This is a genomic window from Cobetia sp. 14N.309.X.WAT.E.A4, assembly GCF_030397495.1.
In the GTDB taxonomy this organism is placed as follows: Bacteria; Pseudomonadota; Gammaproteobacteria; order Pseudomonadales; family Halomonadaceae; genus Cobetia; species Cobetia marina.
Window position 1 is genome coordinate 1 of record NZ_JAPNXT010000001.1, and the last position, 19,162, is coordinate 19,162.

A 19,162-nucleotide genomic window follows, 5' to 3' on the forward strand; every position below is an offset into this window, starting at 1 on the left:
GCAAATGACTGTTAATCATTGGGTCACAGGTTCGAGTCCTGTTCGAGGAGCCAATATCACATCCCGTATCTCCCCCTCTTGTCAGTCGATCGTTCGAGATCCCGCCTGCCTCTCGTCAGAATGACGTGATTCTGCGCTGATGATGTCTCACTCCTGCAGCCTTCGCTGCCGCCTTTCTGTGTCTGCCTGCTTTCCTGTGTCCGCCCGCTTCCTTGCTCGTCTGTCTTTGCTGGCGCCTGTTTCTCCCGAGGGCCGTCTCGCCCGGGGCGTGGCGCATGGCGTGAATGTCGCCCGTGCGTGTCGGTGACGCCTGCACTAGGCATGAAAAAGCCCCTGCACTCGGATCTGACATGAGGGCAGGGGCCTTGCAATCGCGATGTGCCGGCGCGTCAGCGACGACGAGAGAGTTCAGCGATCGCCATTTAGATGGGCGTAATCGAGCAGGATCTCGGCGCTTTCCTGGAGCTGAGCCTGATCGATGGGATCCTCGGCTGGCTCGTCGGTGCTGTCCTGCGTCTCGATCTCCTGCTGCAGGTCACTTTCTGCCGATGCGATGTGATCGCTGGCGGCATCAAGTTCGGCGAAGCTCGACAGTGGCTCCATGCCCAGTGCTCGGCGGCGCTTGTTTTCCAGTGCCAGTTGCTCGGCTTCTTGGGCATCCATCTCGCGCTTGCGCTGCTCACGATTGAGGCTGATGCTGGTCTGCTGGGCGCGCAGTGCCTTTGACAGCGCGACTTCGCTCTGCAGGTAGACGAAGTTGGGCTCCTGTTCGACACGGCTCTCGTGGCGGGCACGCAGGGCTGCCAGGTAGCGAGCCGGTTCCCCATAGCGACGATACTTCACCGGGCGAACCTGGTCCCATGGCAGGGCGTAGTCGAGGCTCGATTCGCCGATTTCCTTCGGGTCGATGATGCTGGGGAAGGCGATGTCCGGCTTGACGCCCTTGTTCTGGGTGGAGTCACCTGAGATGCGATAGAACTTGGCGCGGGTCAGCTTGATTTCACCTTGTGTCAGCGAGGAGATCGTCTGCACGGTGCCCTTGCCGAAGGTCTGGCTGCCAATGACCGGGCCGCGGCCATAATCCTGGATGGCGCCGGCAAAGATCTCGGAGGCCGAGGCCGAAAGGCGGTTGACCAGGACGGCCAGCGGACCATCGTAGTGGGTGCCGGCATCGGTATCGCCATACAGACTGATGCGTCCGCGGGCATCACGTACCTGCACGGTGGGGCCGCGGTCGATGAACAGGCCGATCATCGAATTGGCCTCCTGCAGGGCGCCGCCGCCATTGTTACGCAGATCCAGAATGATGCCTTCCACCTGCTTGGCCTTCAGCTCATCGATGAGGCGCGCCACGTCACGTGTGGTGCTGCGATAGTCATCTTCGCCGGCCTGCCAGGCATCGAAGTCGACATAGAAGGCAGGGACGTGAATCACGCCGATCCTGTGCACGCCATCATTGCGCTTGACGTCGACGACCTTGGCGTTGGCAGCCTGGTCTTCCAGCTTGACGGTGTCGCGGGTGATGTCCACTTCCCGTGTCTTGGTGACATCCAGGGACTGGGCCGGGATGACTTCAAGGCGCACGACGGAGCCCTTGGGGCCACGGATCAGGTCCACGACATCGTCAAGGCGCATGCCGACCACGTTGGTCCATTCGCCATCCCCCTGACCAACGGCCACGATGCGGTCCGCCGGCTTGAGCTCCCCGTCCTTCTCGGCCGGGCCGCCCGGTACCAGGCTTGAGACCTTGACGTACTCGCCTTCGGATTGAAGCAGGGCGCCGATGCCATCGAGTGACAGCTTCATCTGGATATCGAAGGATTCGCCCTGGCGTGGGGAGAAGTATTCGCTGTGCGGATCGATGCTGCCGGTGACGGCGTGCATGATCAGGGTCAGGATGTCTTCGTCGTTGGTCTGCTCGATGCGCTTGAGCTGGTTGGCATAGCGCTCGCTGAGCGTCTTGGCGATGTCCTCGTCGCTCTTGTCGGACAGCGACATCGACAGCCAGGCGTTCTTGAGTCGCTTGCGCCACAGCTCATCAAGCTCCTGCTCGCTGTCGGCCCAGGGGCTTTCCGCACGATCGAGTGCGAGTCGATCATCGCGGGTGAAATCGAAGCTCGGCTTGCCGTCCAGCGTCTTCACCAGCCATTCGAGGCGTGAGGTGAGGCGCTGCTGGTAGCGGGCATGCAGGGCGTAGAGGCGCTCGAGATCACCGTCGAGCATGGCGTCATCGAAGTCGTGGCGAAGATCACTGAACTCGGTGATATCCGAGTCCAGCAGATAGGCTTTCTGGGGGTCGAGTGTCTTGAGATATTGCGTGAATGCCTGGGTAGCCCATTGGTCATCCAGCGTGACATCTTCGTAATGCCCGTAACGCAATGATTCGGCAACTTCGCGAGCAGCCTGTGCATCGGCGTCAGTAGGGGTGACCGCGGCGCTGGCGGGGCCGGCCATGGCGAGACACAAGGCAAGGCATGCCGTGCGCCGGACGTTTGCAAACAGGCTCATCAATGAAGCACTCCCGATTCATGTACACTCTGCTCCCTGAGCGACCTCTCCGCGGAGAGGTCGAGCGGGCATTGTAGCAGCCTCCCGCGTCCGCGACAGTTGCCTGTCGTTGATCGGCGGGGCTTGCGGTATGGCGTGTCAGCGCTGCCTGGCGTGATCGGTCCTGCGGGACCTGCGCGGCTGACGAGAGCTGGCGGGTCGATCACCACCGCAAGGGAGGAGTCGTTTCGCTCTATCCATCATGTTTCTTCTTATACAGTGCCTTGCATTCATCTTCGAGGACTTGACGCTATCATGACTTACGCGATTGCGGATTCCCGCGTTCCAGCACTGCTTGAATTCCTGAATGTCTCTCCGACTCCCTGGCATGCCACGGCGACCATGGCGGCTCGCCTGGAGCGCGAAGGCTATCGCCGACTCGAGGAGACCGAAAGCTGGAAGTTGTCGCCCGGTGAACGGGCTTTCGTGACGCGCAATGATTCCTCGCTGATCGCCTTTCAGCTTCCTCGGGGTAATACGCAGCTCGAGGCAATACGGATGATCGGCGCGCACACGGATTCTCCTTGCCTGCGCCTGAAGCCCAATCCAGCCCAGCTCAGTCAGGGCTGGTTGACCCTGGGGATCGAAACCTACGGTGGCGTGCTGCTGAATACCTGGTTCGATCGCGATCTCGGGCTTGCAGGCCGTGTTCAGGTGCGTCACCAGGATGGCCGTCGCGAGAGTCTGCTGCTGACGGTGATGCGGCCGGTGGCCTGTGTTCCGAGCCTGGCGATTCACCTGGATCGTGACGTCAACAATGGGCGCGCCATCAATGCCCAGACGCAGATGTCCGCCGTGGTCATGCAGCTGGGCGAGGAGGCTGGCACCCCGGCTGAGGCCTTCCATGCGCTGTTGATCGAGCTGCTGGAAGAGCAGCACGGCGTGCGTGTCGCGGAGGTCATCGACTTCGAACTCGGGCTGCATGATCTGCAGCCGGCGGCCCAGGCCGGGCTCAAGGGCGAGCTGGTCGCCAGTGCACGCCTGGATAATCTGCTGTCCTGCTTCGTCGGCCTGGAAGCGTTGCTGGGGGCCGATGGCAGCCAGGGCGCGCTGTTCGTCGCCACGGATCACGAGGAAGTCGGCAGTGCCAGCGCCTGCGGTGCCCAGGGGCCTTTCCTGGCGGATGTGCTCAAGCGCATCAATCACTATGTGGGCTTGGACAACGAAGAAGGTTATCAGTGCCTCGTGCAGCGCTCCTTGATGATCTCCTGTGACAATGCGCATGCCGTCCACCCCAACTTCCCGGACAAGCATGATGCGGGTCATGGCCCGAAACTGAATGCGGGGCCGGTGATCAAGGTCAACGCCAATCAGCGTTATGCCACCAACAGCACCACGGCGGGTCTGTTCCGTGAGCTGTGCCGGGAGCAGGAGGTGCCGGTTCAGACGTTCGTCAGCCGTGCCGACATGGGTTGCGGCAGCACCATCGGGCCGATCACCGCCAGTGAAGTGGGGGTGCCGACCTTGGATGTCGGGCTGCCGCAGTGGGGCATGCACTCGATTCGTGAGACGTCCGGCAGTGCCGATGTGGCGATGCTGATCAAGGTGCTGGTGGCATTCTGCAATCGCGAGCGTCTGGACTGAGCAGAGCTGGACTGACAAGCACGGTGAAACATTGAAAAATTGAAACATTGAAAGAGGCGGCCTGCGGGCTGCCTCTTTCGGTTCCGGTTCCGGTTCCGGTTCCGGTTTCGGTTTCGGTCCCGGTTTCGGTTTCGGTGTCGATTGTCGGCGGGAGTCACGAGCATGAGCGCAGGCGATGCGAGGGAATGTGAATCCGACGCAACAAAAAAGGCCTGACTGCAAGCAGTCAGGCCTTTCGAATCTTGGTTGGTGGCTACACCCTGATTTGAACAGGGGACCCCATCATTATGAGTGATGTGCTCTAACCAGCTGAGCTATGTAGCCGTCCAACGGAGGCGAATATTACGGATTATCCGTGATGTTGTCAACGCATCAGCCTGAAAAAGTGGCAGGGAATTCATCAGGCTAGCAGCCGAGCTGCTCTGCGAGGTGGTCGGGGAGGGTATCGAGGAGCGTGCCGGGACGGGTCTCGTGCGAGATGGCGCGTGCGATGAGGTCGCCACTGGCGCAGGCCAGCGTGAAGCCCAGGCTGCCATGTCCGACGTTCAGCCACAGGTTGTCCGGTCTGCCCGCTTGCTGGGGGCGGCCTAGGATCGGAGGGCCCTTCGGCGTGCTGGGGCGCAGCCCGGCCCACGGAGTGGCTTGCGAGAAATCGCCGGCGTCGGGGAAGGTCTCACTAGCCAGCTGACGCAGGGCGGCAATGCGCTTCTCGTCCAGCGCAGGATGGAAGCTGTCAGATTCGCGGTGGCCGATATCCACCATGGCCGCGACGCGCAGCTGTCGGGACTTGCGTGTATCCAGATCGGCGTAGACCACCTTGCGCGCGGCATCCGTCACGCTGATGCGCGGGGCCGCTGTCTTTGGGGTGTCAGCTGGCAGTGGCAGCGTGAGGCTGTAGCCCTTGAGCGGTTGCAGAGATAGGCGGATGCCCAGCGGGCGGACCAGTTCGGTGGCGTGATTGCCGGCCGCGATGATCAGCGTATCGACGGCGTGGCGTTCGCGGCGGCCATCGGCGCGGGTGAGTTCGAGGTGCGCGATGCGCCCGTCGTGCGCGCTCAGTGGAGCGACGCGGGTGCTGGCGAGGCGTGTATAGCGACCAGAGGCCTGCAGCTTGCGCTCCAGCGCCTGACAGAAGGCATGGCAATCCGCCGTCTCGTCCGAGGCGCTGAAGATTCCGCCCGACAGATGAGGCTGCTGGTGAATAAGTGAGGGCTCCAGTGCGATGCATTGACGTGCATCGAGCACCTGTTGGTCCTGAGGTGCGACGCGTGCGGCGGCGGCCTTGTCGAGCGCTGCGGAGTCGCGATGGATCACCAGCTTGCCGCGTTGCTGCCAGGCGAACTCCTCGAGTGCATCCTGAACTCGCCACTGCGTCATGATCTGTTGGCTGTGCAGTGCCAGGGCGAGCATCTGCGCTGCGCTTGCTCGATGCGTGCGCTGATTGCAGGCGGCCAGAAACTGCGTCATCCAGCGCCATTGCGAGGGGGCAAGCCGCGGGCGCAGCCGCAGCGGTGCCTCATTGCCTGCCAGCAACCACTTGATGGCCTGGAGGGGCACGCCGCTATCGGCCAGTGGCGCCACATAGCGGTAGCTCAACTGGCCGCCATTGGCGTGGCTGGTCTCGCGGGCGACCTCGGCATGGGCATCGATCAGGGTCACGCAGTGTCCCGCTCGGACCAGTGCATGAGCGCTGCTCAGGCCGATCACGCCGCCTCCGATGATGGTCACATGACGTTGCATGGCAGGCTCCTGACGGTATGGGGGAGGCAGATGAGCATGCCTGTCCCGGGGCCGAGCGGCGAATGAAAGATCCTCGCTACGTCATAACCCTCGGTTATGGGGTAGGCTGTCGGCTGGACGTTGAGACAACACGACAGAATGTGGAGATCTTGCATGCGGCTCAGGGATCTGGAGGTCTTTCATGCGGTGTTGCAGGCCGGCAGCGTGACCGGCGCCGCTCGGCTGTTGCATGTTTCCCAGCCGGCCGCGAGCAAGGCGTTGCAGCAGGTGGAGCGGCAGTGGGGGATCGCGCTGTTCACCCGTAGCGCCGGACAGCTGGTGCCCACGGAGGAGGCGCGCAAGCTGGAGGCGGCAAGCCAGGGGATGCTGGGGCAGCTGGATGACGTCAAGCGGCTGGTCGAAGGCTTGCGCTCAGGTGAGGCGCAGTCTCTCAAGGTGGTGGCGACGCCGGCGATCGCCCAGCAGCTGTTGCCGCAGGCGCTGGGGCAATGGCGCCGGCGACATGCTCGAGTCAATTGCGAGCTGGCCACCCAGCACACCCGCGAGATCATCGATGCCCTGCTGCTGCATGAAGTCGATATCGCCTTCACCTTGAGTGCGCCGACGCATCCGGCACTGATGACTCGCGCACTGGCCCGCATGCCCCTGAAGGTATTGGCGCCCGCAGGGTACTGGGCACAGGAATGTCAGCAGGTACCGATGACGGTGGCGGAGCTTGCCGGTCAGCGTCTGATCGCGCTGGGGGCGCATGATCCGCTGGCGCGACGTCTCGATGGCCTGCTGGCGAGCGAGGTGCCGTCACCGCCTGAATCAGGCATCTCGCAAGCACCGTCATCCCCTCGCATCGTGACGCGCGTACAGACCTATCCGCTGGCAGCGGCACTGGTGCAGGCAGGGGAGGGGCTGGCCGTGGTCGATGCCTTGACGGCGCATACCGCCTGTCGGGAGCGTGGCCTGGACACGCGGACATTGCCCCAGGCCGGCGAGCTGATGCTGAGTGCCGTGTGGCGTCGAGAGGCGGGGAGGGGGCGTCTGGCGCAGTCACTGGCGGACCAGTTGGCGACGCTGGCGACGCAATGGCTGCAGGGCTGTGCTCTTGATGATGGGGCATGACCCATGATGCAGAACGCCCCTGACCTCGTGGGAGATCAGGGGCGTTCCCTGCAGCATCAGGCGCTTTCAGGCTGGCTCACCAGGTACTGACTGCGCCCGAGGCCTCAGACATTGAAGCGGTAGTGCACCACGTCGCCATCCTTGAGGATGTAGTCCTTGCCTTCCAGGCGCCACTTGCCGGCATCCTTGGCGCCTTGCTCGCCCTTGTAGGCGATGAAGTCGTCATAGGAGATGACTTCGGCGCGGATGAAGCCCTTCTGGAAGTCGGTGTGGATGACGCCAGCGCCTTCCGGAGCGGTAGCGCCGATCTTGACGGTCCAGGCACGCACTTCCTTCACGCCAGCGGTGAAGTAGGTCTGCAGGCCCAGCAGTTCATAACCGGCGCGGATCACGCGATCCAGGCCCGGCTCTTCCATGCCCAGCTCGTCGAGGAACATCTCGCGCTCCTCTTCCTCCAGCTCGGCGATCTCGGCTTCGATCTTGTTGCACACCGGCACCACGCTGGCACCTTCATTGGCGGCGATGCCACGCACGATGTCGAGGTAGGGGTTGTTCTCGAAGCCTTCCTCGCTGACGTTGGCGATGTACATGGTCGGCTTGAGGGTCAGGAAGCCGAAGCCACGCAGGATCTTGAGGTCGTCATCGCTGAGACCGAAGCTGCGCAGCGGCTGGCCTTCGGCCAGGTGCGGCTGGATACGCTCCAGCACCGCCTTGGTGGCGATGGCTTCCTTGTCGCCGCCCTTGGCGACACGGGCCAGGCGCTGGATGCTGCGCTCGACGCTGTCGAGGTCGGCCAGGGCCAGCTCGATGTTGATGGTCTCGATATCGGCGGCCGGGTCAACGTGATTGGCGACGTGGATGACGTTGTCATCCTCGAAGCAGCGCACCACGTGGGCAATGGCATCGGTCTCGCGGATGTTGGCCAGGAACTTGTTGCCCAGGCCTTCGCCCTTGGAGGCGCCGGCGACCAGACCTGCGATGTCGACGAATTCCATGGTGGTCGGAATCACCTTCTCCGGCTTGACGATCTCGGCCAGCGCATTCAGGCGAGGGTCAGGCATCGGCACGATACCGGTGTTCGGCTCGATGGTGCAGAAGGGGAAGTTCTCGGCGTCAATGCCCGACTTGGTCAGTGCATTGAAGAGAGTGGACTTGCCGACGTTCGGCAGGCCGACGATGCCGCAATTGAAACCCATGGCGCTAGATCCTGGTGTGACGTGTCGAATGGGGCGTGGCACTGATGACCGTCTCGACCGGCAGGCCCGGAGTGCGAGGGCACGGGCCATGCGAGGAGACGAGGGGACAGGCACGGTGTGAAGTCAGGCGGGAAGTGTAAGGCCTCATGCCGCCGAGGTCATCCATTGGGCGCATGTCGCGCGACAAATGATGCCTTTTGCTGCTGATCGCGTGGCGAGACGCGCGCGCACAAGCGAGGTGATGCGCTGAGCGAATCACCGAAATTCGGAGAGGAGTGATGCCGGGTGATGCAGAGGTTCAGTGCTTGAAGGAGTGCAGGCGATTCATGGCCCGTGCCCATTCGCCGCTGAGGGCATCCGGGAGGGTCATGACCACTTCGTCGATGGCGTCATCGATGGCCAGGCGTTCAGCCTTGCCGGGACGCCCGAGCACGAAGTTGGTCACCAGCTTGGCATTGCCGGGGTGGCCGATGCCGATGCGGGCACGATGGAACGACTTGTCGTTGCCCAGTGCGCTGATGATGTCGCGAAGCCCGTTGTGCCCCCCGTGGCCGCCACCCTGCTTGTAGCGGGCGGTGCCGGGGTCGATGTCCAGTTCGTCGTGGGCGACGAGCAGTTCATCCGGGGCGAGCTTGTAGAAGTTGCACAATGCGGCCACGGCCTGACCGCTGCGATTCATGAACGTCGATGGGAACAGCAGATGCAGATCCTGACCGGCGAAGATGATCTTCGCGTACTGGCCATGGAACTTGCGTTCCGGACGCAACGTGGTGTGACCGTGGCGCGCAAGAGCGTCAAGGAGCCAGACGCCGGCGTTGTGACGGGTGTCTTCGTATTCGCTCCCCGGATTACCGAGGCCGATGATCGCTTTCACTCGTGACATGCGTGTCTGGCTCCCTGATCAGAAGGCTGCGTTATTCTGCAGCGGCTTCTTCGCCTTCAGCAGTATCTTCTGCGTCAGCAGAGATGTTCGGACGAGTGACGTTGACCACAGCGGTGTCGTGATCGGCACCGTGAGACAGGGCAACGGACTCGGCGCCTTCCGGCAGAGCGATGTCGGACAGGTGCAGGGTGTGGCCAACTTCCAGCTTGGACACGTCCAGCTCCAGGTATTCCGGCAGGGCTTCCGGCAGGCAGCTGATTTCGACGTCAGTTGCCAGGATGTGCAGGACGCCGTCCTGATCCTTGACGCCGACACAGGCTTCCTGACCAGTGATGTGCAGCGGCACGTTCATGGTCAGTTTGTGGGTCGGGTCGATGCGCAGGAAGTCGATGTGAGTCAGCAGCGGCTTGAACGGGTGACGCTGCAGGTCACGGATGACGACTTTCTCGGCCTTGCCAGCAACATTCAGGGTGATGATGGAGGAGTAGAACGCCTCATCGTCAACCGCCTTGTACAGGCTCGGCTTGTCGACCATGACCGGAGTCGGGGCCTTGTCGGCGCCGTAGACGATTCCCGGCACGAAGTCGTTCGTACGACGCAGGCGGCGGCTCGCACCTTTCCCCAGGTCTTCACGAACTTCAGCATTCAGTTTGAACAGTTTCATTTTGCAGATACCTCAAGGGTCTAATGAGAATCCGGCAGCCCCCGCGACCAGAGCGCTACCGGATCCATGAGGCCGGCCCGGAGATTTCCGGGCCGGCCGCTTGTCGGCAGATGACGGATCATCTGCCGGTGTCAGTGCCTCTTCCCCGAGCAGCGGCGAGCAGGGCCCGCCGACAGGACTCAGTGGAACATGGCGCTGACGGATTCTTCATTGCTGACGCGACGGATCGCCTCGGCGATCAGGCCAGCGACTGTCAGCTGGCGGATCTTGCCGGAACGACGTGCGGTGTCGGACAGCGGGATGGTGTCGGCCACCACCACTTCGTCGAGGACGGAGTTGGTGATGTTGTCGACCGCCGGGCCGGACAGGATCGCGTGGGACGCATAGGCCACGACGCGGTTGGCGCCATGATCCTTGAGTGCCTCGCCCGCCTTGCACAGGGTGCCGGCGGTGTCGATCATGTCATCGACCAGCACGCAGGTGCGGTCCTTGATATCACCGATGATGTTCATCACCTGGGCCTGGTTGGCCTGGGGACGACGCTTGTCGATGATGGCCAGCTCGCAGTTGAGCTGCTTGGCGATGGCACGGGCACGTACCACGCCGCCCACATCCGGGGAGACGACGATCAGGTTGTCATAGTTCTGACGTTCGATGTCGTCGAGCAGGATCGGTGAGCCGTAGACGTTGTCCACCGGCACATCGAAGAAGCCCTGGATCTGGTCGGCATGCAGGTCCATGGTCATGACGCGATTCACGCCAGCCTTGACCATCATGTCCGCGACCACCTTTGCCGAGATCGGCACGCGAGCGGAGCGCACGCGGCGATCCTGACGGGCATAGCCGAAGTACGGCACGACCGCCGTGATGCGCGCCGCTGACGCACGACGCAACGCATCCACCATCAGGATCAGCTCCATCAGGTTGTCGTTGGTCGGTGCGCAGGTGGACTGCATGATGAAGACGTCCTTGCCGCGGACGTTTTCGTTGATTTCTACCGCAATCTCGCCATCGCTGAACTGACCGACGGTTGCGTGGCCCAGGCGGGTATCGAGGGCTTCAGCTACCTTGCGGGCGAGAGCGGGATTGGCATTCCCCGCGAATACCATCAGTTTTGACACGCGCAGCCACCTTTGGAGTCTTGTGGGATCTCGGGAGTGGAGAATTCCGGGTTGACCGGGAACGGCCAGGATTGGCTGGGGTACCAGGATTCGAACCTGGGAATGTCGGTACCAGAAACCGGTGCCTTACCACTTGGCGATACCCCAGCAACGTTCACTTCAACCAGTTGCTGTGCTCAGGCCGAAGCCAGAGCGGCATGAAGAGGGGAGAGATTGCAACCACGTGCCATGAAGGCGTGCCACGTCGGGCGCTCGGAGTCGAGTCGGCCCAGCACCTTGCTGGCCTGTCGTGCGTCATCGAACGCACAGAACACACAGGCGCCGGTGCCCGTCAGTCTGGCGGTGCCGAACTGGTCCAGCCAGTCCAGGGCGTCGGCGACTGCCGGGTACAAAGTGCGCACCACGACTTCGCAGTCGTTGCGGCCCCCCTGCAGTGCGCGCGCCATACTAATCGCGGGACTGGAACGTGTCAATTGCGGGTGGCCAAACACGGCGGGGGTCGCGACCTCGATGCCCGGGTGGATCACCACGAACCACGGGGTGTCTAGCGGGGCAGGTTCCAGTCGCTCACCGATGCCTTCGGCCCAGGCCGAAAAGCCGCGAACGAAGACCGGTACATCGGCCCCCAGAGCCAGTCCGAGCTCGGCCAGGGTGTCCAGGTCGAGCTCAAGTTTCCAGAGGTGGTCCAGCGCCAGCAGCGTGGTGGCCGCATCACTGCTGCCACCGCCCAGGCCACCGCCCATCGGCAGCACCTTCTTCAGCCGGATATCGACACCGGGCAAGTCATTCGAGCTCGCGACCTGGCCGCGTGCGACGGCCGCTTCTCTCAGCAGGCGAGCGGCACGCATGATCAGGTTGGACTCCGCGGGCACGCCTTCGATGGCCGGGGCGAGGTGAATGGCAGCGTCATCACGCAGCGTGAAGTCCAGTCGGTCACCGTGATCCAGAAACTGGAACAGTGTCTGCAGTTCATGATAGCCATCGGCGCGCTGACCGGTGATATGCAGCATGCGGTTGAGCTTGGCCGGTGCCGGCAGAGAAAGTGTCGCGGTCATCGTGTCCGTCATGGATGAGCTGGCCGGAATGCTGGCCGTGGAGAAAGAAGAGAGCGTCGGGGGCACGCTTAGAGTGCCTGCCACTGATTGACGATCAGGGTGGCGGTCAGATCGCCGTAGTAGAGTTTCATCTTGCGCGGCAGCCACAGTCCTTCGGCGCGGGTCCAATCCTGATAGTCCACCTCCCAGCCATCCTGATAAAGGGTATCGGGGAAGCCGAGGGCGTCACTCTTCAGGTCGTGCTCGCCCTTGGCTGCCACTCCGCGGACCCAGTCATCCAGTGCCCCCAGTGGCAAGGACCAGCCCAGCTGCGAGAGCATCAGGCTTTCGGCGTCCGGTGCCTGGAAGTCGCCGTCGGACGAGGAGAGGCGCACGCCCTCGGCATCACGCACCAGGGTCGTGCGGCCAGCACCCAGTGGGCCGGTGATCAGCATGTGGTAGTCATCGCCCTCCTGCTGCCAGTCAAGATTGGCGCTGTGACCTTCCTCCGGCGTGCGAATGCCGACCTTGCCTGCCAGTTGCCAGTGCGTGAGCGAATCGATCCTGTCGCTCTGCTGCTGCCAGTCACCTTCATTGCGGGTCAGGTCACCGGCGTTGTCGCTGGCCATCTGACTGGCACAGCCGCTCAGGCCCAATGTCATGGCCAGCAGGACTGGCCCCACCAGACGGCGCAACATGGCGAGGGAAAGGTGGCGTGTCCGGGGAGAGGAGAATGATGATAGGGGGAAAGAAGAGGAGGTCATGACGCGAAAGCCTTCCGGATGGCGGAATGAGAGTCGATGGGCAACCGATGGCGCCATCGGCGAGTCAGGATAATGGACTCGCCGATGGACAGAAAGTGCCGGGCTGTCCTGTCAGGGCGCATCCACGACCGGTCGCAGAGCCGGGATGCGCTGGAACAGGGCTTCCAGCTCGCTGGCCTCCTCGAAACGCTCACTGAGCTCGATGGCCAGGCTGCGTGCTTCATCCTGCTGCTCGAGTGACCACAGCACCTCGATGAGGTGTGCGCCTATCTCGGCATCCTGTTGCTGGGCCCAGGCCGCTTCCAGCGGGGGCAATGCCTGGGCGGCATCCCCGGTGAGGAAATACCCCCAGCCGAGGCTGTCGAGGATGGCAGGGTCATTCGGCTTCAGTGCATGGGCGCGCTGAACCAGTTCGAGCGCTTCGGCGCGGCGGTCCGCATCCTCTACCAGCAGGGTGTAGCCCAGAGCGTTGTAGGCGCTGGCATTCTCGGGCTCCAGTGCAATGACCTGACGCAGGTCCTGCTCCATCTCCTCGAGACGCCCGTCATCGAGACGACGAATGCCGCGCAGGAACAGCAGGCTGGCCAGTTCGTTCTCCGTCACGGCAGCGCTTTCGCCGTCACCTTCGCTGCGTGCCCTGGTGAGTGTCTTCTGGCGAGCCTTGATGCTGCCGTCGAGCAGCTCGTCGGCGGCGGCGTAGTGTTCCTGGGCATCCAGCAGGTCGATCTCGAAGCTGAGCAATGTCATGGCGTGACGCGGATGACGCAGGCGCTCGACGGCAAGGAACTGGCGTGCCTCCTCGCTGCGATCATGCTCCACCAGCAGCTGCGCGGCGCGCGCGCGACTTGAGACGTAGCGCTCCCCATCCGGTACCTGTCGGTAATAGAGGATGGCGTTGTCGATCTCGCCGCTGGCCTCTGCCGCCAGCCCGAGCAGGGCATAGGCGGCATCCGGGACCGGCGTGTCATCAAGCAACGGCAGCAACAGACGACGAGCATCCTCGGGAGAGTCGGCGTCCAGATAGAGGCTGGCCAGTGCCAGACGCAGGCGCGGTGCGTTGGCATGGCGGCTGACAAGGTCATCAATGCGCAGGCGCGCGGCCTCGATGTCACCACCGGCAAGCTCGGTCTGGGCGGCGCTCAAGATCAAGCGACTGTCATTCGGGGCGATGGCCAGGCCACGCTCGGCCGCCTGACGTGAGGCGCTCAGGCGGCCTGCGTCGCGCTCTATCTCGCTGCGAGCCAGCCACACTTCGGCCAGTTCGGGGAACTCGCCTTCCATCGCCATCAGGCGCCTGCGAGCGTCGGACTCATTTCCAAGCGCCGCTTCATAGAGCGCGGCGGCAATTTGCGGACCCGGTTGCGCGGGATATTGCGCGACATGCTCCAGCAGCCGTGACAGCAGTGATTCCAGATCCGCACCGGCATCGATGGACTGCTCCGCCAAGGTGGTCACGTTGCCGGTGCCGCCGGCGGTCTCTACCGCGAGGCGCTGCTCGAGCGCCGTCATCCAGTCGCCGCGCTCCACGGCCAGGCGGGCGCGGATGATGCCCGGCTCGGTCGCGGAATCATCCAGTTGTTGCCAGCGCTGGGCGGCACGCTCCAGCAGGGCAGGATTGTCGGCGTAGCGAGCGGCCAGCACGGCGCGCCGGGCCAGTTCCGGATCATCGAAGCGGCGGCTGGCGGCCAGATACCCATCGGCGGCGCTGGGGTAGTCGCCACGCTGGCCGGCAAGCTCCGCGCCCAGCAGCTGATTGAGGCTGTTGGCATCCAGGCCACTGGTGATGGGTGGGGCGGTATCCAGCGGGTCCGGCTGAGAGGCGAAGGGAGCCTGCGTAGCCGGCGACTGGCAGCCGGCCAGACCCAGCAGCACACTGGCCAGCAGGCAGCGTGTCCAGCGGCTGTCGGCCAGCCGTGCCGTGCCCGTCAGGCGCTCGGAAGGGCTCGCGTGGGCCACCCCGCGAGGGGAGTGTTCAGCGGCAGTCGATACGTGCATGCAACCTCGCAGTCAGCGGTGGAAGGATCTCGGCCAGTCGGCACGTTCCGGCCGGAGTCGCGCCCACGCCGTCATGAAACCCGTAAAAGGTGGCCTGGCAGCGTGTGCCTGCTGGAAATTCCGGCCCGACCTGCGCTCGGCCTCAGCAGCACACCCTGGGGATATTGATCGCTCCAGCATAACGGCTGAAGGCGGACGGGGATAGCATCGACGGTGCCTGTCATGGAGGCAAGGGCAGCGCCTGTCCGCTCGGCGTTTTCCTGAATCAACATGGCGGACGGGAGGTGATAGCATCAGACTGCCAAGCCCATGGAAATTCCTCATCGCTGGCCGCGCCCTGCAGGCTCGCGTGATGTAGGCGCTGTGATAGAATGAGCACGCTAATTTTACGATTTCAGCCGCTTTGACAAACGAGATCTGCAAGCAGGTGGCCAGGTGCCGGCCCCTTCATTGCGGAGGTTTTCCAAGCGACAGCCGCCTGTCCTCGATGCGAGCCCTGCCGGCCAGACCCTGACGACTGACTGACTCCATGACCCTTCTTGCCCTTGGCATCAATCATCGCACCGCCGCCGTCGATGTCCGCGAGCGCGTTGCCTTCACGCCGACACAGCTCGAGGCTGCGCTGGCCGAGCTGAAGCGTCTGCCGGAAGTTTCCGAGGCGGCGGTGCTCTCGACCTGCAATCGCACGGAACTCTACTGTGTGACCGAGGACGGTGCGCGCTCGGTTCTCGCATGGTTGAGCCGATACCATGGCCTGCCGGCTGAAGAGCTTGAGCGCTGCAGCTATCAACATCTCGGTGAGGAGGCGGTCCGCCACCTGATTCGCGTGGCGGTCGGCCTGGACTCCATGGTGCTGGGCGAGCCGCAGATTCTCGGTCAGCTCAAGGATGCCTATCAGTTCGCCCGCGGTACCGTCGGTCTCGGGGGGGAACTGGAGCAGCTCTTCCAGCATATCTTCCAGGTCGCCAAGCAGGTGCGTACCGAGACGGGAATCGGTGAGAACCCCGTCTCGGTGGCCTATGCCGCGGTCAGCATGGCGAGTCATATCTTCGATGACTTCTCGCGAGCCAATGCACTGCTCATCGGGGCGGGAGACACCATCGAGCTGGTGGCGCGCCACCTCAAGGAAGCGGGCATCGCCAACCTGTGCATCGCCAACCGTACCGTGTCGCGCGCCCAGTCGCTGGCCGATGAGCTGGGCGGGACCGCCATCGGCTTGGAAGGCATTCCGCATGCCCTCGAGAATGCCGATATCGTGATAGCCTCCACCGCCGCTCAGCTGCCGATCCTCGGCAAGGGCATGGTGGAGCGTGCGCTCAAGAAACGCCGTTACAAGCCGGTCTTCATGGTCGATATCGCCGTGCCGCGCGATATCGAGCCGCAGGTCGGGGACCTCGATGATGTCTTCCTTTATACCGTGGATGATCTGCAGGAAGTCATCGAGGAGAACCGTCGTCATCGCCAGCTGGCGGCTGCCCAGGCCGAAGAGCTGATCCGGCAGGGTGTCAGTGCCTGGCAGCACCGCAAGCGTGTGCGCAGTGGCGGAGAAGTCATCAAGCGTTATCGTAGCCACGGCGAGCAACTGCGTGCAGAGTGCGAGGCACAGGCGCTGGCCGAGCTTGATCAGGGCCGTGACCCGCAGGAAGTCGTGGCGCAACTGGCCCGTCAGTTGGCCAACCGCTTCATGCATCACCCGACCCTGGCGCTGCGTCAGGCGTCAGGCGACGATCGACAGGATATTCTTCAGACGGCGCAGGAGCTGCTGCTCGCGCCGGTTGATTCATCACAGGACCCTTCATGAAAGACAGCCTCATCACCAAGCTCGACACCTTCCATGACCGCTTCGAGGAGATCTCCGCCTTGCTGTCGGAGCCTGAAGTGATCGGGGATCAGGCCCGCTTCCGTGACCTGTCGCGGGAGTATGCCGAGCTTGAGCCATTGATCGAGGCATGGCAGCGCCATCGCGCCTTGAAGGAAGATCGCGAGGCCGCCCTCGGCATGTGCGATGACAGCGACGCCGAGATGCGCGAGATGGCACGTGAGGAAGTCCGCGAGAGCGATGCGGCGCTTGACGTGCTGGAGGCAGAGATCACCCAGCTGTTGATCCCGCGGGACCCGGATGATGGGGCCAACGTCTTCCTTGAAGTGCGTGCCGGCACCGGCGGTGACGAGGCGGCGCTGTTCGCGGGGGACCTGTTCAAGATGTATTCCCGCTACGCCGAGCTCAAGGGCTGGAAGGTCGAGACCGTCAGCGCAAGCCACGGTGAGCATGGTGGCTTCAAGGAAGTCATCGCCCGCGTCAAGGGCGAGGGGGTCTACTCGCGCCTCAAGTTCGAATCCGGTGCGCACCGCGTGCAGCGCGTGCCTGCCACGGAATCCCAGGGCCGCATCCATACGTCCGCCTGTACCGTGGCGGTGATGCCTGAGGCCGATGAGGTCGGGGACATCGACATCAATCCGGCCGACCTGCGAGTGGATACCTACCGCAGTTCCGGGGCCGGGGGGCAGCACGTCAACACCACCGATTCGGCGATTCGCATCACCCACCTGCCCACCGGTGTGGTCGTGGAGTGCCAGGACGAGCGCAGTCAGCACAAGAACCGTGCGCGCGCCATGTCGTTGCTGGCAGCGCGACTCAAGCAGGCCGCGGTGGACAGCCAGGCACAGGCGACTTCCGATGCCCGTCGCAAGCTGGTGGGCTCCGGTGATCGCTCCGAGCGCATCCGCACCTACAACTTCCCCCAGGGACGTCTGACCGATCACCGCATCAATCTGACGCTCTACAAGCTCAATGAAGTGATCGCCGGTCAGCTGGACGAGGTGATCGAGCCGCTGGTCGTCGAATATCAGGCAGACCAGCTGACGGCACTGCAGGAGCAATGAGGTGAGAATCGATGTCACGTTGGCAGCCGCGGCTGCCCGTCTGAGTGAGTCGGGCAGCGAGTCTCCGCGTCTGGATGCCGAGCTGCTGCTGGGAGAGGTGATGGGGCGCGATCGCACCTGGTTCTATACCTGGGGGGATCGCGATCTCGAGTCGGAAGCGGGCGCCGAGGGCGTGGCTCGCTTCGAGGCGCTGCTGGCACGCCGAGCCGAAGGACACCCCGTCGCCCACCTGCTTGGCCGCCGTGAGTTCTATGGCCTGATGCTGCGCTGCTCTCCTGCCACCTTGATTCCGCGCCCGGATACCGAAGTGATGGTGGAGTGCGCGCTGGAGCTGGCCGAGGCGCCCGAAGGCACGCTGCTGGATCTCGGCACCGGCACCGGCGCCATCGCGCTGGCCTTCGCTCGTCATCGTCCGCAGTGGCAGGTGCTGGGGGTCGATCTCATCGAGGAGGCCGTGCAGCTTGCGCGTGACAATGCCGAGCATCTCGCGATTCCCAACGTCGAATTCCGGCGCAGTGACTGGTTCTCCGCCGTTCCCGAGACCGGCTTTGCGCTGGTGACCGCCAATCCGCCTTACCTGGCCGATGATGACCCGCACCTGGCACTGGGTGACGTGCGTTTCGAGCCGCGCTCGGCACTGGTGGCGCGCCAGCAGGGGCTGGCAGACTTCCTGCATCTGATCGAGGCCGCGCCTCGCCATCTGGCCGCGGGCGGTCATCTCATGCTCGAGCATGGCCTGGCCCAGGGCAAGGAAGTGCGCGAGGCGCTGCGCGCCGGTGGTTTTCTGGAAGTGGAAACGCTGGAAGACCTCGGTGGGCGAGAGCGCATCACGCTGGGGCGCATTGGCTGACGCCTCTCCGGCGGGCGGGAATGCAGGCCGGCCCGGACTTGCCAGAGGAAACCCCTGCTTTCAGTGGAGCCTGCGTGGAATCCTCGTCGCAGGCCTGCCTGTGCGGGCGTATCTCCTGTCGGGCGGGTATGGTAGTAATAAGCGATGCATGACTGGAAAGGTCGCCTGATTACCCCCGCGTTCTCGGGTTGCCTGACTGCACGAAAGACAGGAGTAAGGATGATCCTGCTGCAAGTCACCCTGCTGGGAAAACTATTATAATGAAAGCGAAATCACGTTCTCTGGACCGCATTGACCTCAAGATCCTGCGCTGCCTGCAAGAAAATGCGCGCATTTCCTATGTCGACCTCGCCTCCGAGGTGGGACTCTCCACCACTCCCTGTCTGGAGCGAGTCAAACGCCTCGAGCGTGCCGGCATCATCCGTGGCTACAAGGCCGTGCTGGACCCCAAGGCGCTCAAGGCCAATCTGCTGGTCTTCGTCGAGATCAGCCTCGAGACCCAGTCACCCTCCGTCTTCGATGAATTCCGCCGTGCCGTCTCCAAGCTGCCGCAGATCCAGGAGTGTCATCTGGTCTCGGGGCAGTTCGATTACATCCTCAAGTGCCGGATTCCGGAAATGTCCGCCTATCGGCAGTTGCTCGGGGATGTGGTGCTGACGCTGCCCGGGGTCAAGGAATCCAAGAGCTATGTGGTGATGGAAGAGGTCAAGGAGCAGTTCTCGCTGCATGTGCCGGACATCGAGGATCTCGACGCCAAGTGACGAGCCCCTGATGCCAGCGGCAGGGCT

Annotated in this window: 15 protein-coding genes and 2 tRNA genes; 6 read left to right on the forward strand and 11 right to left on the reverse strand. The window is 63.4% G+C overall.

The genetic code is table 11. The annotated features are described in order from the left end of the window. Positions 1-408: 408 nt before the first annotated feature. Entirely contained in the window at positions 409-2,508 is a 2,100-nt protein-coding gene (locus OW493_RS00005; protein WP_077371465.1) for a carboxy terminal-processing peptidase, read from the reverse strand. Between the two features lie 294 nt (positions 2,509-2,802). Here OW493_RS00005 and OW493_RS00010 point away from each other — a divergent pair, with 294 nt between their 5' ends. Then, positions 2,803-4,131: a M18 family aminopeptidase gene (locus OW493_RS00010; protein WP_077371469.1), complete on the forward strand. Its 1,329-nt coding sequence runs from the start codon at positions 2,803-2,805 to the stop codon at positions 4,129-4,131. 247 nt (positions 4,132-4,378) lie between these two features. On the opposite strand, the gene OW493_RS00015 is transcribed toward OW493_RS00010, so the two are convergent. Then, positions 4,379-4,455 (reverse strand) — tRNA-Met (locus OW493_RS00015). Between the two features lie 81 nt (positions 4,456-4,536). After that, a complete protein-coding gene (locus OW493_RS00020) occupies positions 4,537-5,871 on the reverse strand; it encodes a D-amino acid dehydrogenase (RefSeq protein WP_289862619.1) in 1,335 nt (444 codons plus the stop codon). A gap of 153 nt (positions 5,872-6,024) precedes the next feature. Between OW493_RS00020 and OW493_RS00025 the strand changes: the two genes are divergently transcribed. Continuing rightward, positions 6,025-6,984 (forward strand): LysR substrate-binding domain-containing protein, encoded by a 960-nt coding sequence (locus OW493_RS00025; protein WP_289862622.1) that lies wholly within the window; start codon positions 6,025-6,027, stop codon positions 6,982-6,984. A 104-nt stretch (positions 6,985-7,088) separates the two neighbouring features. Here OW493_RS00025 and ychF read toward each other — a convergent pair whose 3' ends face one another. From ychF to OW493_RS00065, 8 genes are all read right to left on the reverse strand, one after another. Next, a complete protein-coding gene (gene ychF, locus OW493_RS00030) occupies positions 7,089-8,180 on the reverse strand; it encodes a redox-regulated ATPase YchF (protein WP_077371478.1) in 1,092 nt (363 codons plus the stop codon). 298 nt (positions 8,181-8,478) lie between these two features. After that, positions 8,479-9,063, reverse strand: coding sequence for an aminoacyl-tRNA hydrolase (gene pth, locus OW493_RS00035; RefSeq protein ID WP_084209246.1), 585 nt, complete (start codon positions 9,061-9,063; stop codon positions 8,479-8,481). Positions 9,064-9,094: 31 nt separating this feature from the next. Further along, entirely contained in the window at positions 9,095-9,727 is a 633-nt protein-coding gene (locus OW493_RS00040) for a 50S ribosomal protein L25/general stress protein Ctc (protein WP_077371484.1), read from the reverse strand. A gap of 179 nt (positions 9,728-9,906) precedes the next feature. Then, the gene (locus OW493_RS00045) at positions 9,907-10,848 is read right to left on the reverse strand and encodes a ribose-phosphate pyrophosphokinase (protein ID WP_169477176.1); all 942 of its coding nucleotides are present in this window, start codon (positions 10,846-10,848) and stop codon (positions 9,907-9,909) included. Positions 10,849-10,920: 72 nt separating this feature from the next. After that, positions 10,921-10,995: transfer RNA gene (locus OW493_RS00050), tRNA-Gln, on the reverse strand. Positions 10,996-11,024: 29 nt separating this feature from the next. Beyond that, positions 11,025-11,903 (reverse strand): 4-(cytidine 5'-diphospho)-2-C-methyl-D-erythritol kinase, encoded by an 879-nt coding sequence (gene ispE / locus OW493_RS00055; RefSeq protein WP_103751362.1) that lies wholly within the window; start codon positions 11,901-11,903, stop codon positions 11,025-11,027. Between the two features lie 68 nt (positions 11,904-11,971). Further along, on the reverse strand, positions 11,972-12,646 hold the full coding sequence (gene lolB / locus OW493_RS00060) for a lipoprotein insertase outer membrane protein LolB (protein ID WP_077371490.1): 675 nt from the start codon (positions 12,644-12,646) through the stop codon (positions 11,972-11,974). Between the two features lie 111 nt (positions 12,647-12,757). Next, on the reverse strand, positions 12,758-14,641 hold the full coding sequence (locus tag OW493_RS00065) for a tetratricopeptide repeat protein (protein ID WP_289862641.1): 1,884 nt from the start codon (positions 14,639-14,641) through the stop codon (positions 12,758-12,760). Positions 14,642-15,170: 529 nt separating this feature from the next. On the opposite strand from OW493_RS00065, the gene hemA reads away from it, so the two are divergent. The 4 genes from hemA to OW493_RS00085 all read left to right on the forward strand — a co-directional run bounded on the left by hemA (position 15,171) and on the right by OW493_RS00085 (position 19,135). Beyond that, the gene (hemA, locus tag OW493_RS00070; protein ID WP_084209244.1) at positions 15,171-16,442 is read left to right on the forward strand and encodes a glutamyl-tRNA reductase; all 1,272 of its coding nucleotides are present in this window, start codon (positions 15,171-15,173) and stop codon (positions 16,440-16,442) included. Then, positions 16,439-17,524, forward strand: a complete 1,086-nt coding sequence (gene prfA, locus OW493_RS00075; RefSeq protein WP_077371499.1) for a peptide chain release factor 1 — start codon at positions 16,439-16,441, stop codon at positions 17,522-17,524. The genes hemA and prfA overlap by 4 nt, the downstream gene beginning before the upstream one ends. A 1-nt stretch (position 17,525) precedes the next feature. Further along, complete coding sequence (gene prmC / locus OW493_RS00080) at positions 17,526-18,374, forward strand: peptide chain release factor N(5)-glutamine methyltransferase (RefSeq protein WP_077371502.1); 849 nt, start codon at positions 17,526-17,528, stop codon at positions 18,372-18,374. 260 nt (positions 18,375-18,634) lie between these two features. Further along, positions 18,635-19,135: an Lrp/AsnC ligand binding domain-containing protein gene (locus OW493_RS00085; protein ID WP_077371505.1), complete on the forward strand. Its 501-nt coding sequence runs from the start codon at positions 18,635-18,637 to the stop codon at positions 19,133-19,135. Positions 19,136-19,162 lie beyond the last annotated feature (27 nt).